The organism is uncultured Thioclava sp. (genome assembly GCF_913064665.1).
GTDB classification, from domain to species: Bacteria; Pseudomonadota; Alphaproteobacteria; order Rhodobacterales; family Rhodobacteraceae; genus Thioclava; species Thioclava arctica.
In genome coordinates this window covers 22454-37910 of the sequence record NZ_CAJYBT010000018.1, presented here as the reverse complement: position 1 = coordinate 37910, position 15457 = coordinate 22454, and the positions used below count along the sequence as shown (strand labels likewise).

The 15457-nt window shown below is 60.4% G+C and carries 16 protein-coding genes; 7 read left to right on the top strand and 9 right to left on the bottom strand.

The genetic code is table 11. The features are described 5' to 3' along the window. Nucleotides 1–25: 25 nt before the first annotated feature. Complete coding sequence (gene gloB, locus QZ571_RS09575; RefSeq protein ID WP_295533854.1) at nt 26–796, bottom strand: hydroxyacylglutathione hydrolase; 771 nt, start codon at nt 794–796, stop codon at nt 26–28. 62 nt (nt 797–858) lie between these two features. Between gloB and QZ571_RS09570 the strand changes: the two genes are divergently transcribed. From QZ571_RS09570 to QZ571_RS09540, 7 genes are all read left to right on the top strand, one after another. After that, on the top strand, nt 859–1617 hold the full coding sequence (locus tag QZ571_RS09570; protein ID WP_295533852.1) for a methyltransferase domain-containing protein: 759 nt from the start codon (nt 859–861) through the stop codon (nt 1615–1617). 410 nt (nt 1618–2027) lie between these two features. Next, on the top strand, nt 2028–2588 hold the full coding sequence (locus QZ571_RS09565; RefSeq protein WP_295533850.1) for a F0F1 ATP synthase subunit delta: 561 nt from the start codon (nt 2028–2030) through the stop codon (nt 2586–2588). Then, complete coding sequence (atpA, locus tag QZ571_RS09560; protein WP_295533848.1) at nt 2589–4118, top strand: F0F1 ATP synthase subunit alpha; 1530 nt, start codon at nt 2589–2591, stop codon at nt 4116–4118. Between the two features lie 21 nt (nt 4119–4139). Then, a complete protein-coding gene (locus QZ571_RS09555; protein ID WP_295533846.1) occupies nt 4140–5018 on the top strand; it encodes a F0F1 ATP synthase subunit gamma in 879 nt (292 codons plus the stop codon). Nucleotides 5019–5032: 14 nt separating this feature from the next. Further along, nucleotides 5033–6454 (top strand): F0F1 ATP synthase subunit beta, encoded by a 1422-nt coding sequence (atpD, locus tag QZ571_RS09550; RefSeq protein WP_295533918.1) that lies wholly within the window; start codon nt 5033–5035, stop codon nt 6452–6454. A gap of 9 nt (nt 6455–6463) precedes the next feature. Continuing rightward, entirely contained in the window at nt 6464–6865 is a 402-nt protein-coding gene (locus tag QZ571_RS09545; RefSeq protein WP_295533844.1) for a F0F1 ATP synthase subunit epsilon, read from the top strand. A 100-nt stretch (nt 6866–6965) separates the two neighbouring features. Then, a complete protein-coding gene (locus QZ571_RS09540; RefSeq protein WP_295533842.1) occupies nt 6966–7316 on the top strand; it encodes an H-type lectin domain-containing protein in 351 nt (116 codons plus the stop codon). Nucleotides 7317–7362: 46 nt separating this feature from the next. Here QZ571_RS09540 and QZ571_RS09535 read toward each other — a convergent pair whose 3' ends face one another. From QZ571_RS09535 to QZ571_RS09500, 8 genes are all read right to left on the bottom strand, one after another. Continuing rightward, nucleotides 7363–8826, bottom strand: a complete 1464-nt coding sequence (locus QZ571_RS09535; protein ID WP_295533840.1) for a mannitol dehydrogenase family protein — start codon at nt 8824–8826, stop codon at nt 7363–7365. A 1-nt stretch (nt 8827) separates the two neighbouring features. Continuing rightward, nucleotides 8828–9589, bottom strand: a complete 762-nt coding sequence (locus QZ571_RS09530; RefSeq protein ID WP_295533838.1) for an L-iditol 2-dehydrogenase — start codon at nt 9587–9589, stop codon at nt 8828–8830. Next, on the bottom strand, nt 9589–10584 hold the full coding sequence (locus QZ571_RS09525) for an ABC transporter ATP-binding protein (protein WP_295533836.1): 996 nt from the start codon (nt 10582–10584) through the stop codon (nt 9589–9591). Before QZ571_RS09525 ends, QZ571_RS09530 begins: the two co-directional genes overlap by 1 nt. A gap of 10 nt (nt 10585–10594) precedes the next feature. After that, on the bottom strand, nt 10595–11425 hold the full coding sequence (locus tag QZ571_RS09520; protein ID WP_295533835.1) for a carbohydrate ABC transporter permease: 831 nt from the start codon (nt 11423–11425) through the stop codon (nt 10595–10597). Nucleotides 11426–11428: 3 nt separating this feature from the next. Beyond that, a complete protein-coding gene (locus tag QZ571_RS09515) occupies nt 11429–12301 on the bottom strand; it encodes a carbohydrate ABC transporter permease (protein ID WP_295533833.1) in 873 nt (290 codons plus the stop codon). 78 nt (nt 12302–12379) lie between these two features. Next, on the bottom strand, nt 12380–13699 hold the full coding sequence (locus tag QZ571_RS09510; RefSeq protein ID WP_295533831.1) for a sugar ABC transporter substrate-binding protein: 1320 nt from the start codon (nt 13697–13699) through the stop codon (nt 12380–12382). Between the two features lie 138 nt (nt 13700–13837). Further along, nucleotides 13838–14782: a sugar-binding transcriptional regulator gene (locus tag QZ571_RS09505; protein WP_295533916.1), complete on the bottom strand. Its 945-nt coding sequence runs from the start codon at nt 14780–14782 to the stop codon at nt 13838–13840. A gap of 5 nt (nt 14783–14787) precedes the next feature. After that, nucleotides 14788–15456, bottom strand: coding sequence for an HAD family hydrolase (locus QZ571_RS09500; RefSeq protein ID WP_295533829.1), 669 nt, complete (start codon nt 15454–15456; stop codon nt 14788–14790). Between the last annotated feature and the right edge of the window lies 1 nt (nt 15457).

Sequence of the window (15457 nt, the reverse complement as noted above, 5' to 3'; positions counted from 1 at the left end):
ACGGCTTGGGCGTGTCGCCCGAGCCTTAGAACCGGTCCTTGCGCGCGCGCGCCTCGGTAAAGGCCTCAAGCGCGGTGCCGTTGGCGGGCAAGCCAAGAGCCGCGCGCAGTTTTGGGTCATCGCCGCGCAGGAACGGGTTGGTGACTTTCTCAAGACCCAATTCGACGGGCAGGGTAGGGCGCATCTGGGCGCGGGCCTCGCGCACCTCGGCCATGCGCGCCAGCAGGTTGGGATTGTTGGGCTCAAGACTAAGGGCAAAGCGGCCGTTCGCCTCGGTATATTCATGCCCCGAGCAAACCAGCGTCTCATCGGGCAGCTCGCAAAAGCGCTGCAAGGTCTCAAACATCTGTGCCGCCGAGCCTTCAAATAACCGCCCACAGCCCCAGCTCATTAGGCTATCACCCGAAAACAGCAGCCCCGCCTCGGGGAAGTAATAGGCGAGATGGCCAACGGTGTGACCGGGCGCATCCATCACCTCGACCTTTTCCATTCCGATCGGGATCATCTCGCCGGGTTGCAGCGCTTGGGCCAGACGCGGCAGGCGATGGGCATCGGCGGCGGCCCCAAGAACCTTCGCCCCGGTGGCCCCTGCGAGGGCCTGCACACCATCAATGTGATCGGCGTGATGATGCGTGAGCAAAATCAGATTTGCTTTCCAGCCACGCTCCGTCAGCGCCTTGAGGACCGGCGGGGCCTCGGGGACGTCGATCACGGTTGTGGTATCGGTCGCGGCCTCATGCACGATATAGGCGTAGTTATCGGCGAGACAGGGCACGATGAGCAATTCGACGGACATGGCGTTTTCTACCGCTTTGAGTATCTTGTAACATAGCTAAGCCAAAGGAGGACCGACACGCAATGCATCTCGACGTGCTCGACCTGCGGAATTTCTATTACCGGACGCAACTTGGACGCGCTGCCCAACGCGCGATCCGCGACAAGGTGCTGGCGATGTGGCCTGCCACCGGCCCTGCCATGGGCGGGCAGACGGTGGCGGGATACGGGTTTGCCGCACCGCTGCTGCGTCCCTATCTGGAACCCGCGCGCCGGGTGATTGCGCTGATGCCTGCGGCGCAGGGCGTGATGCCTTGGCCTGCGGGGCAGCCCAATGTGTCGGTGCTGTGCGAAGAAACCCGCTGGCCGATCGAAACCGGGCGGGTGGATCGGCTGATCGTGATGCATGGGCTGGAAACCTCGGATAATACCGAGGCGTTGATGGCGGAGTGCTGGCGCGTGCTGGGGCCGGGGGGGCGCGCGCTGTTTATCGCGCCCAATCGCGCCGGTCTTTGGGCCCCAAGCGAATCGACGCCCTTCGGCTTTGGCAAACCGTTCACCGCAGGTCAGCTTGATCAATTGGCGCGCCGCTCGGGTTTTGTGCCGGAACGCCAAACCGCAGCGCTTTATATTCCGCCCAGCCATCGCCGCTTCTGGCTGCGCTCGGCGGCGATGTGGGAGCGGGTGGGCACCAAAGTGTCAGGCGTGCTGGCGGCGGGGGTGATCGTGCTTGAGGTCTCCAAGCAGGTCCATGCGCGCCATGATAGCGGCTTGGGCGCGCGCGTGCGCCGCCCGCTGTCGATTTTAGAGGGCGCGGTAAAGCCGGTCTCCAAGCCGATTTAAGCGCGCTTCGCCGGGGGGCTTGTCATGGTGAAATGGTGGGGCATATGAAAGCGCCCCGCGACGTGCACAAGACCTCACGCCTGCAATCGGGTCCGATTCCGACGATTTTCCCGGCGGTAGCGGGGGTGAATCACCCTAGTGAGAAGATCTGCTGCGGATTCGGTCAAACCGTGTAATTCTTTGTGTTAGCGCCGTCATTTGAACCCACGCACTGTCACCTTATCGCGACGAAGGGCAAAATGCGGTCTTTCGCTCACATTCTGGTGTTCAAGATGGTTGCGAGGGGGGAATTGCTCTGCTACTCACCTCTCCGATATGTGGCACAAAAGACGAGTTTCTTGTGCCGGGGGAGACCTCCCGCCGGGCCCGTTGGGCGCGGAACGGGGGCAACAAGCATCGGAAGGGTGGACGTGTCCGAACCAGCTTCGATTTCCGCAAGCATCGCGGGGCGCTACGCGATTGCAATTTTTGAACTCTCGCGTGAGGCGAAAGGCATCAAAGCCCTTGAGGGTGATGTCGCGGCTTTGCGTGAGGCGCTCGCAAGCTCTGCTGATCTGCGCGATGTGGCCGTTTCGCCGGTCTATACGCGCGATGAGCAGATGAATGCCGTCGCAGCGCTGGCAAGCAAGATGGGCTTGTCCAGTGCCATGAGCAACGGGCTGCAACTGATGGCGGCCAAGCGTCGCCTGTTCACGTTGCCCCATTTGCTGAGCGCGTTGAGCAATCTGATCGCTGACGAAAAAGGCGAAGTAACGGCCGAGGTCACCTCGGCCTCGGAACTTTCTGCTGCACAGGCCAAGAAACTGGCTGAAACGCTGAAAAAGCAAACGGGTAAAACCGTTAAACTGGACACCGCTGTCGATGAAAGCCTCATCGGTGGTATGATTGTAAAATTGGGTTCGCGCATGATCGACACGTCGATCCGCGCAAAGCTCGCTACTCTCAAGAACGCCATGAAAGAGGTCGGATAAATGGGCATCCAAGCAGCTGAGATTTCTGCGATCCTCAAGGACCAGATCAAGAATTTCGGGCAAGACGCCCAAGTGGCCGAAGTCGGTCGTGTGCTGTCGGTTGGTGACGGTATTGCGCGCGTCTACGGTCTCGATAACGTACAGGCCGGTGAAATGGTCGAATTCCCCGGTGGTATCCGCGGGATGGCGCTGAACCTCGAATCCGACAATGTCGGCGTCGTGATCTTCGGCTCTGACCAAGACATCAAAGAAGGCGATGTGGTCAAACGCACGAACTCGATCGTGGACGTGCCGGTTGGCAAAGGTCTGCTGGGTCGCGTCGTGGACGGTCTGGGCAATGCAATCGACGGCAAAGGCGCCATTGAGAGCACCGAGCGCCGTGTGGCCGACGTCAAAGCACCGGGCATCATCCCGCGGAAATCGGTTCACGAACCGATGGCAACCGGCCTTAAATCGGTCGACGCCATGATCCCGATCGGGCGTGGCCAGCGCGAATTGATCATCGGTGACCGTCAGACCGGTAAAACCGCGATCGCGCTCGATACGATCCTGAACCAGAAATCGTATAACGACGCCTCGCCCGACAATAAGATGCATTGCTTCTATGTCGCGATCGGTCAGAAACGCTCGACCGTGGCGCAGCTTGTCAAAAAGCTCGAAGAAACCGGTGCGATCGAATATACCACGATCATCGCCGCAACCGCATCCGACCCCGCGCCGATGCAATATCTCGCGCCCTATACCGCGACCGCGATGGCGGAATATTTCCGCGATAACGGCATGCACGCGCTGATCATCTATGACGATCTGTCCAAGCAGGCTGTGGCCTATCGCCAAATGTCGCTCTTGCTGCGTCGCCCGCCGGGCCGCGAAGCTTATCCGGGTGACGTGTTCTATCTGCACTCTCGCCTGCTCGAGCGTTCGGCCAAGCTGAACGAAGATTTCGGCTCGGGCTCGCTGACCGCGCTTCCGATCATCGAAACTCAGGGCGGCGACGTGTCGGCGTTTATTCCGACCAACGTGATCTCGATCACCGACGGTCAGATCTTCCTCGAAACCGAGCTGTTCTACCAAGGGATCCGTCCCGCCGTGAACACCGGTCTGTCGGTGTCGCGCGTTGGCTCTTCGGCGCAGACCAACTCGATGAAAACGGTGGCGGGTCCGGTGAAACTGGAACTGGCTCAGTATCGCGAGATGGCGGCGTTTGCACAGTTTGGCTCGGATCTGGATGCGGCAACGCAAAAGCTTCTGAACCGGGGCGCACGCCTGACCGAGATGATGAAGCAGCCGCAATATTCGCCGCTGACCAACGCCGAGATCGTGTCTGTGATCTTTGCAAGCACGAACGGGTTCCTCGATTCGATCCCGGTCGCACAGGTTGGCCGTTTTGAGCAGGGCTTGCTGGATTATCTGCGCAATTCGCGCAAAGACATCCTCGACTGGCTCACCCAGGAAGATCCCAAGATCAAGGGTGACGCAGCTGACAAGCTGAAAGCCGCCATTGACGAATTCGCCAAGACCTTCGCGTGATTGGCCTGAAAGGACAGGGATATGCCTAGCCTTAAGGACCTGAAAAACAGGATCGGAAGCGTCAAGAACACGCGGAAGATCACCAAGGCGATGCAAATGGTCGCCGCAGCCAAGCTGCGCCGTGCCCAAGAGGCCGCCGAAGCCGCACGCCCCTATGCCGAACGGATGCATGCCGTGATGGCGGGGCTCGCGGGCTCGGTGAAAGGTTCGGACAATGCGCCGCGCCTTCTCGGGGGCACGGGTGCAGACAAGGTGCATCTGCTGGTTGTGATGACGGCGGAACGTGGGCTTTGCGGTGGCTTCAACGCCAACATCGCCAAGCTTGCGCGTCAACACGCCACCAAGCTTCTGGCCGAGGGCAAAGAGGTGAAAATCCTCACCGTCGGCAAGAAGGGTCGCGATTCGCTGCGCCGGGAATACGGCCAGTATTTCGTGGGTCACGTCGATTTCAGCGACGTCAAACGCCTGAGCTATGACGACGCGCAAGGCGTGGCGCGCGATTTGCTGACACGCTTTGACAAGGATGAGTTCGACGTTGCGACGATCTTCTTCTCGGTCTTCCAAAGCGTGATTTCGCAAACGCCGACCGCCAAGCAGATCATCCCTGCCTCCTATGAACCGGAGGAAGGCGAAGAAACGCCCTCGGTGAACTACGATTACGAGCCCAGCGAAACGCAGATCCTTGCCGATCTGTTGCCGCGCGGGATCGCCACGCAGCTTTTTACGGCGCTGCTGGAAAATGCGGCCTCGGAACAAGGTGCGCGGATGTCGGCTATGGATAGTGCGACGCGCAATGCGGGCGAAATGATCGACAAACTGACGATCGAATACAACCGCACGCGTCAGGCCGCGATCACCAAGGAACTCATCGAAATCATTTCGGGCGCTGAGGCGCTCTGACGGAACCGGAGAAAATCATGGCAAGCAATGGCAAGGTAACCCAGGTCATCGGCGCCGTCGTGGACGTGCAGTTCGACGGCGAGCTGCCCGCGATCCTCAACGCGCTGGAAACAACCAACAACGGCAAGCGTCTGGTGCTTGAAGTCGCGCAGCACTTGGGCGAAGGCTCGGTGCGCACCATCGCGATGGACGCCACCGAAGGCCTCGTACGTGGGGCACCGGTGAAAGACACCGGCAGCCCGATCTCGGTGCCGGTTGGCACGGCGACGCTGGGTCGCATCCTGAACGTCATCGGCGAGCCGGTGGACGAAAAGGGCCCGGTCGAGGCTGACGAGTACCGCCCGATCCACGCCCCCGCACCCGACTTTGCGGATCAGGCGACCGAGGCGCAGATCCTCGTCACCGGCATCAAGGTGATCGACCTGCTCGCGCCTTACTCCAAGGGCGGTAAAATTGGCCTCTTCGGCGGTGCCGGTGTGGGCAAGACGGTTCTGATCCAAGAGCTGATCAACAACATCGCAAAGGTGCACTCGGGTCTGTCCGTGTTCGCCGGTGTGGGCGAGCGGACTCGTGAAGGCAACGATTTGTATCACGAGATGATTGAATCGGGCGTTTTGACCCCCGACAATCTGCCGGATTCGAAAATCGCACTGGTCTTTGGCCAGATGAACGAGCCTCCGGGCGCGCGTGCGCGTATTGCGCTGACCGGCCTGACCTTGGCCGAGCAGTTCCGCGACGCAACCGGCACCGACGTTTTGTTCTTTGTCGACAACATCTTCCGCTTCACGCAGGCAGGTTCTGAGATGTCCGCACTTCTGGGTCGTATTCCTTCGGCTGTGGGCTATCAGCCGACGCTGGCGACTGACATGGGCGCGATGCAGGAACGTATCACCTCGACCAAGAACGGTTCGATCACCTCGATCCAGGCCGTGTACGTGCCTGCGGATGACTTGACCGACCCGGCACCTGCGACCACCTTCGCGCACCTTGATGCAACCACGGTTCTCAACCGCGCGATCTCGGAACTGGGTATCTACCCGGCTGTGGACCCGCTGGACTCGACCTCGCGTCTGATGGACCCGCTGATCTTGGGTGAAGAGCATTACCGCGTGGCGCGCGACGTGCAGGAAATCCTGCAGCGCTACAAGGCTTTGCAAGACATCATCGCCATCCTCGGGATGGACGAATTGTCCGAAGAGGATAAGCTGACCGTGGCCCGTGCCCGGAAAATCCAGCGTTTCCTCAGCCAGCCGTTCGACGTGGCCAAAGTCTTCACCGGCTCTGACGGCGTTCAGGTGCCGCTCGAAGACACGATCAGCTCGTTCAAGGCGGTTGTGGCGGGCGAATACGATCACCTCCCCGAGGGTGCCTTCTACATGGTTGGCGGCATCGAGGATGTGAAAGCGAAAGCTGCGAAACTCGCCGCTGCGGCGTAAGGAGGCGTTATGGCCGACACGATGCAATTCGATCTGGTCGCACCCGAGCGCAAGCTCGCCTCGGAAGAGGAAGCGATCGAGGTCATGGTGCCGGGCGCGGATGGCGACCTGACGGTGATGCCCGGCCACGCGCCGATGCTCACCACGCTGCGCCCCGGTCGGCTCACCTTGGTGACCCGCTCGGAAACGCACAGCTACGCCGTGACGGGTGGCTTTGCCGAGATCACCCCCGAGGGTGTGACGGTACTGGCCGAACGCTCGTTGCCTGCCGAGGAATTCACCCGTGAAGTCCACGACAAGCTGATCGCAGAGGCCCGCCGCGTGCACGAAGAGGCTCACCCGTCGGTGGCAGATCTCACCGCCAAATTGCTGGCGGATATGGAAGCCATGGGCACTCATATGACGCTGTGAGCCGGTTAAAAGACACGAAACAAGCCCCGGTTTTTCCGGGGCTTTTTTCTGGGCAGTGAGCCGCGTAAGATCGCGCAATCGGGCAGGGAGGTCAGTCACCATGATCACGGTCGAAAGCCATCGCATGGGGATGCAGCAAGGCTCCATCGTGTTGTTTTCCGATTATCAGGATGGTGGCGCGATGTGGACGGGCGATGGCCCGCGCGAACTGCGCAAATTGGTCAGTTTTGCCGAGGCTTTCTCAGCCAAGCCGCTGGTGCATGTCGCGCTGTCGATGTGGGACATTGATCAAAAACACAATGGCCGAATGGATATTTCCACCGAGATGGTCACCCCCGAGGGGTTCGTGATCGTGTTTCGTACCTGGGGGGATACCCGTGTGGCGCGGGTGCGTTCGGATTGGCTGGCGATGGGTGCCTGTGCCAACGCCGACGATTGGGATATTCACTAGGCGCAGGTGTGACCCTGCGCCCAAGTGCTTTTATTCCGCGTGGCGTTTACTTCAGGTAATCCGCGATCACCGCCTGCGAACCGCGTGCCCAGACATCCTTCAGCGTCTTGGTGAACTGCGCCACTAGCGCGTCGTTTTTCGAAAGATCACCGTAGATTTCCGACATTTCGAGCCAAGCGGCGGGGCGGGTTTTCGCCGCTTTGGACTGCGCCACCAGACGGTCCCAATTCGGATCGTTTGCCGCAATCTCGGCACCGGTTTCTGTGGTGCCGTAGCAATAGCGACACCACAGTGCGCTTGCCAAAACCAGCCCGTCACAGTCTAGCCCCCGCGTCAGCCGGTCCCGGATCGACGTGATGATGAATTTCGGCTGTCGGTTGAACCCGTCAAAGCACAGGCGGCGGATCGTGTCGGCCACTTCGGGATTTGAAAACCGCTCCAAAATCAGTTGCTTATAGGCGCGCAGGTCGGTGTCGGGCACGGGGGGGATGATCGGCAGAATTTCGGTCGTTTCGATCTTGTCGAGATAGGCGCGGATCTGGGGATCGGCCATCGCCTCATGGGCGAATTCGATATCGCGCAAACCACCAGCATAGGCGATGATCGCGTGCCCACCATTCAGGATGCGGATCTTCATCGTCTCAAAACGATCTACCGCATCGGTGAAGGTCACGCCGACTTTCTCCAGCGCCGGGCGGCCGGCGGGGAAATGATCCTCCATCACCCATTGGCGAAACGGCTCGCAGGTAACGGGGGCGGCATCCTCCAGCCCAAAGCTTTCCGCCAAAGCGCGCTCGCGCGGGCCGGTGGCGGGGGTGATGCGGTCGACCATCGAATTGGGGAAGGCGACGTTGGCTTTGATCCAGCCCGCCAGTTCGGGGTCGGACAGCTGTGCCAGCCCGACCACCGCATCGCGCGTGACATGGCCATTATGGGGAACGTTGTCGCAGCACATCACGGTGAAGGGCGCGACACCCGCCGCGCGGCGCGCCTTGAGGGCCGCGATCATCGCGCCAAAGGCGGTCTCGGGGGCGTCCGGATTGGCCGCATCGGCGGCAATATCGGGATGGGTGGGGCTGAAGGTGCCGGTCTCGGGGTCGATGAAATAGCCGCCCTCGGTCACGGTGAGCGAGACGATGCGGATCGCCGGGTCTGACATCGCCGCGATCAGGGGCGCATTGCCCGAGGCCACCGGCACAAAGCCGGTCATCGCGCCGATCACGCGGGCCGATTTCGCGCTTGGGTCCAGCTCGATCACGCTCGACATACCGTCTTGCGCCATCAGCGCTTCGCCCATCTTGGCATCGCCTGCGCGCACGCCAGCGCCGAGCAGCGCCCAGTCATGGCCGATCCCCAGGTTGAACAGGTCATCAAGGTAAACCGCCTGATGGGCGCGATGGAAATTACCGCAGCCGATATGGACGATTCCCGCGCTCAGATCACTGCGGTCATAGCCGGGGCGCGCCACATCATCTGGGAGAAGATCAAGCGTTTCGTTTGAGAGTTTCATGTCAGCTCATCCAATTCCCGCCATCGACATTATAGGTCTGGGCGACGATATATTCGGCCTCGTCCGAGGCCAGAAACACCGCCATCCCGGTGAGGTCCTGTGCCGTGCCCATGCGCCCAAAGGGCACCGCCGCGCCGACTTCGCGCTTTTTCTGGCCCGGTGCCTTGCCCTCGTATTTGGCAAAGAAGGCATCGACGCCGTCCCAATGCTCGCCATCCACGACACCGGGTGCGATAGCATTCACGTTGATGCCATGTTCGATCAGGTTCAGCCCCGCCGATTGCGTGAGGCTGATGACCGCCGCCTTGGAGGCGCAATAGACCGCCACCAAGGCCTCACCACGCCGCCCGGCTTGGCTTGCCATGTTGATGATCTTGCCGCCACGGCCCTGCGCGATCATCTCGCGCGCGGCCGCCTGCATCATGAACAGCGTGCCCTCGACATTGATCTTGAAGACGCGTTCGTAATCTTGCCGGGTGATCTCGACCAAAGGGGCTGCGGTGAAGATCGCAGCGTTGTTGATCAAGATATCGATTCCGCCGCTGGCGCGCAGCGCGGCCATTGCGTCCTCGATGCTGGCCGGGTCGGTCACATCAAGGGGCAGGGCGGTCGCGCCGATTGCGGCGGCGGTGTCTTGAGCGCGCTCGAGATTAATATCGCCGATCACGACCTGCGCACCCTCGGCGATGTATTTTTCGGCAAATGCCTGCCCGATGCCGCGCGCGGCACCGGTGATCAGGGCGCGTTTTCCCGAGAGGCGCATCAGATCGCAAGCCCTGCCGCGTCGAACTTGTGCAGTTGCGACAGATCGGGGCTAAGCCAGACGCTGTCACCCGAATGCAGGTCGATCTCGCCATCGCCGCGCACGTTGATCAGCCCGAATTCGGTATCGACATGCAGGAACGTGTCCGAGCCGAGGTGTTCGGACACACCAACGGTGCCCTTCCACGCGCCTTCGGTCGCCGAGACATTGATATGCTCGGGGCGGATTCCGATCGTGTGGGCGTTGTGCTTGGCGGCCTCGGGGCCCTCGACGAAGTTCATCTTGGGCGAGCCGATGAAGCCTGCCACAAACTTGTTGCGCGGGCTGCGATAAAGTTCAAGCGGCGAGCCGACTTGCTCGATCACGCCGGCATGCAGCACCACGATTTTGTCGGCCATGGTCATTGCCTCGACTTGGTCGTGGGTGACGTAAACCATCGTGGTTTTCAGCTTTTGGTGCAGCTCGGAAATCTCGAGCCGCATGTTCACGCGCAGCGCCGCATCAAGGTTCGAGAGCGGCTCGTCAAACAAAAACGCCGCCGGTTCGCGCACGATGGCGCGGCCAATCGCAACCCGCTGACGCTGCCCGCCCGAAAGCTGGCCGGGGCGGCGATGCAGGTAGTCGGTGAGGTTGAGGATGCGCGCGGCATTCTCAATCTTGGCGTCGATCGTTGCCTGATCGGCCTTAGCCATTTTCAGCGGAAACGCGATGTTCTTGCGCACCGACATATGCGGATACAGCGCGTAGGACTGGAACACCATTGCAAGGCTGCGCTTGGCGGGGGGCAGGTCGGTGGCATCTTGGCCGTCGATCTCGATATGGCCGCCCGACACGTCTTCCAGCCCGGCAATCAGGCGCAGCAACGTGGATTTACCGCAGCCCGAGGGGCCAACGAAGACCACGAATTCGCCCTCGCCGATATGCAGATCCAGCGGCGGGATGACTTCCACATCGCCAAAGCGCTTGGTGACGCCTTTGAGTTCAATCTGTCCCATGGGGATCTCCTTATTTCACAGCGCCAAAGGTCAGGCCACGCACAAGCTGTTTCTGGCTAAACCAGCCAAGGATCAGGATCGGTGCGATTGCCAGCGTCGAGGCAGCAGAGAGTTTGGCGTAAAACAACCCTTCGGGGCTGGAATATGCGGCGATGAAAGCCGTCAGCGGCGCAGCTTTGGCCGCTGTCAGGTTGAGGGTCCAGAAGGCCTCGTTCCAAGACAGGATGACGTTGAGAAGCAGCGTCGAGGCAATGCCGGGGATTGCCATCGGCGTGAGCACATACAAGATCTCGCTGCGCAGACCCGCGCCGTCCATCCGGGCGGCTTCAAGGATCTCCGAGGGGATTTCCTTGAAATAGGTGTAAAGCATCCAGATCACGATCGGCAGGTTCATCAGGCAGAGCACGATGATCAGGCCGGTGCGGGTATCCAGCAGCCCCCAGTCACGAAACATCAGATAGATCGGGACCAGCACACCCACAGCGGGCATCATCTTGGTCGAGAGCATCCACATCAGCACATCCTTGGTGCGTTTGCCCGGCACAAAGGCCATCGCCCAAGCGGAGGGGATGCCGATGATCAGCGCCAGGATCACCGAGCCGAATGAGATCACCACCGAGTTCATGAAGTGGCGGAAATAGTTCGAGCGTTCCTGCACCAAGGTGTAGCTTTCAAAGGTCCAATGCGAGGTGAGCACCTGCAACGGGGTCTTGATCGCGTCGCCCTCGGTCTTGAACGACAAGATGATCGTCCACAGGATCGGGAAGAAGATCACGAAGCCGACGCTCCAGGCGAGGATCGTCATCACCAGCTTGCGGCGGTTTGAGGTTTTGCGCGCCATCTCTCAGGTCTCCAGATTCTTGCCGATCATCCGCATCAGGAAGATCGCAACGATGTTGGCCAAGATCACAGCAACGATGCCGCCTGCCGCCCCGCCGCCGACGTCGAATTGCAGCAGCGATTGGACATAGACGAGATAGGTCAGCGTGGTCGAGGCGATGCCCGGTCCGCCATTGGTGGTCACGAGGATCTCAGCGAAGGTCGACAGCAGGAAGATCGTCTGAATGAGGATCACCACGGTCGCGGCGCGCGACAGATGCGGCACCATGATATAGATGAACCGTGACCAGATGCTGGCGCCATCCATTTCGGCGGCCTCAAGCTGCTCGCTATCAAGCGATTGCAGCGCGGTCAGCAAGATCAACGTCGCGAAGGGCAACCATTGCCACGCCACAATCAGCGTGATCGACAAAAGCGGGGCTTGGGCGAGGAAATCATAGGCGGGAAAGCCGAAGAAATGCGCAATATAGGCGAATATCCCGTTCACCGGATTGAAGAAGAAGTTCTTCCACACCAGCGCCGACACCGTGGGCATCACGAAGAAGGGCGCAATCACCAGCACCCGCACGATGCCTTGGCCAAAGATCGCCTGATCGAGCAGCAGCGCCAAAAGCATCCCGCCGATGATGGTGATCAGCAACACGCCTCCGACGAGGAACAAGGTGTTCCAGAGGGCGGTGAAAAAGGCGGGATCGGTCAGGAAATATTCGTAGTTCTGAAAGCCGACAAAGCCAGTCTGGCCGGGCATCAGAAGGTTATAGCGCTGGAACGAGAACCACAATGTCATGCCCAGCGGCACGGCCATCCACAAAAACAAAAGAATAACGGAGGGCGATATCATCAGACGCGCGGCAGCGCGCGAGGCTTGCGTGGACATGGGTCCGGCTCCGGCAATGAAAGAGGGGGAAGGGGCGGCCCGAATACAGGCTGCCCCAAGAGATAGATGGAAAGCGGATTACTTGAGGTAACCGGCTTTCTTCATCTCACGCTCGGTGAGGCTTTGCGCGCTCTCCAAGGCTTGTTCTGCGGTCATCTGACCCGCAAGGGCTGCCGAGAACTGCTGGCCCACTGCATTGCCGAGGCCTTGGAACTCGGGGATCGCAACGAACTGCACGCCGGTATAGGGCACGTCCTGCACCGAGGGGTGCTTGGGATCGGCCGCATTGATCGAGTCGAGCGTCAGCTTGGCGAACGGGGCCGCCTTTTGATACTCGGGGTTCTCATACAGCGAGGTCCGCGTTCCCGGAGGCACGTTGGCCCAACCTTCTTTGGCGGCAACCAATTCGGTGTAGTGCTTGGAGGTTGCCCAGTCGATGAAGGCCTTGGCTGCGGCTTCATGTTTGGTGCCTGCCGGAATGGCGAGGCTCCAGGCCCATAGCCAGTTGGCGCGCTTGTCGACGCCTTCCTTGTTGGGGGCCAGCGCAAAGCCAACCTTGTCGGCCACGGTGGAATCTTTGGGGTTGGTCACGAACGAGGCCGCCACCGTCGCATCCATCCACATCCCGCATTTGCCCTGCTGGAACAGCGCGAGGTTTTCGTTGAACCCGTTGGACGAAGCGCCCGGAGGCCCGTATTTGTTCATCAGGTCAAGATAGGTGGTCAGGGTCTCTTTCCATGGCGCGGAGTCGAATTGGGGTTTCCAATCCATGTTGAACCACGAGCCGCCCATCGAGTTGTCCATCGCCGACAAGAAGGCCATGTTCTCGCCCCAGCCCGCTTTGCCACGCAAGCAGATGCCGTAGACGCCATTGGCCTTGTCGGTCATCGCCGCGGCCGCTTTCTCGATATCGCCCCAGGTCGGCTTTTCGGGCATTTGCAGCCCGGCCTTCTCCATCAGGTCCTTGCGATACATCACAAACGAGCTTTCGCCATAGAAGGGCGAGGCGTAAAGATTGCCATCGACCGTCAGACCCGAGCGGATCGCGGGCAGCAAATCGTTCACGTCATACTCGGCAGGCAGGTCATTGAGCGACACCAGCCAGCCTTGCTTGGCCCAGATCGGAACCTCGTAGGTGCCAATGGTCAGAACGTCGAACTGGCCGCCCTTGGTGGCGATGTCTGTCGTCACTTTCTGGCGCAGGACGTTCTCTTCAAGCGTCACCCAGTCGACCTTGATGTCGGGATGCATCTTGTAAAAATCATCCATGTAGCCCTGCATGCGGACCATGTCGCCGTTATTGACAGTGGCTACGGTGATCGTGGTCTCAGCGGATGCCGCGGTGGCAAGCGCACCAAGAGCACAGGCGCCAAGAAGCGCCCGGAACGTGAGTGTCATGATATCCTCCCAGATATTCTGAGCAAATGCCCAGTACGTGAGAAAATACTCATTCAAACAGTAGATTCTGTCAATCATCAATTTCCACGGCGACGTGGAGACCTTTGAAGTTCGAATAAGGTTATGAAATGAATAGTCTTATTGGACGAGACTTCGCGCGGTGTCTTCGTCGGTGACCAATCCATTGATCAATCCACCCGCCAAAGCACCTCGAATCGCCGCCAGTTTTGAGGCTCCTGCGGCGATCGCGATCTTGGGGGCGTCGCCGTTGCGTGCGATCTTAAATGAGCCAAATCGCTCGGTGGTTTGTGTCGTGATGTAACGTCCCTGCACGTCGTAAAACGCCCCAACCAGCTCGCCGATCGCGCCTGCGTTTTGCAACTCTCGCAACTCTGAGAGGGTCACGAACCCGTCCTTGTAGACGGGCGCGTCGTCGCCCAACTGGCCCACCCCGACAAAGGTCGCATCCGCCTGCGCGGCCAAGCGGCGCACCGCCTGCACCGGCTTGAGATGGTCAAACATCGCGCGTTCCTCGGCGCTTTCCGAAATCACCGGCACCAGCATCGGATAGTGGGGTAGGTGCAGCTTGTTTGCCAAGCGCATGATCACATCGTAAATGCTGGCAGACCCATCGGGCGCGATATTGCCAATCAACGAGACGATCTTATGGGCCATGGCGGGGGGCTGCATCACCTCTTCGACCATTGCACTCAAAGAGCGCCCGGTGCCAAAGGCGATCACCTGCGGTTCGGGCCGCGCAAGGATGCGCTCCAGCAGAGTCGCCGCCAGCGGGGCGGTGGCGCGTGCCCGGTCGCCGCCTTCGCCCAGCGAGGGGGCGACGCGCACCGTTTGCAACTGAAAGCGACGGCGCAGCGCGGCCTCCAGTTCCAGACAGGCGCCGATCTTGTGCTCGATGCGCACCCGCACCAGCCCGTCCGAAACCGCGCGGCTGACCAGTCGCTGGGCACGCTGGCGCGAAACGCCCAGCTCGGCCGCGATCTGATCTTGCGTCATGCCGCCCACGTAATAAAGCCATCCCGCGCGGGCAGCCTCGTCCTCGCGGGTGGCCTCGATCTCATTCATCCGGTTCATGTAGCGGCCCTCATATTGGGACCAAGATGAAAGAATTCGTCGAAAGAGGCAAATTCTAGTTGCGCAATCGCATCGGCGGGGCGCATCAGCGGCCGCCCGTGCAGATGGCTGCCGCCGGTAAAGCGCCACACCGTCATGCCCGCCGCCAGCCCTGCGCGGATGCCCGTCAGGCTGTCTTCAATCACCACGCAGCGGGCAGGATCAGCGCCCATCTGGCGCGCGGCATGCAAGAATAGATCGGGCGCGGGTTTGCCTTGCGCAACTTCGCTGGCGGTGAAAATCCGGCCCTGTACCTGCTTATCCAGCCCGACAATTTCCAGCGACCGCTGCGCGCGCTGCGGGCTGGATGAGGTTGCCACGCACCACGACACACCGAGTTGCGCGATTACGTCGCTCACGCCGGGCATCACCCGCAGGTCTGATTCAAAGGCCGCAAGTAAGCGGGCGCGGTAGCGCGCCTCGAAATCCTCGGGCAGATCGAGACCGAATTCAAAGCGGATCTGTTTCATCACCGTCGGATAAGAGCGGCCCAGAAAATTGCGTGCGACGTAATCGAGATCGATATTCACATCCAGGTTTCGCAGCTCTGCGATCAGCATATTGGCCGAGATGATTTCGGAATCGATCAGCACCCCGTCGCAATCAAAAATGCACAAATCGAACATT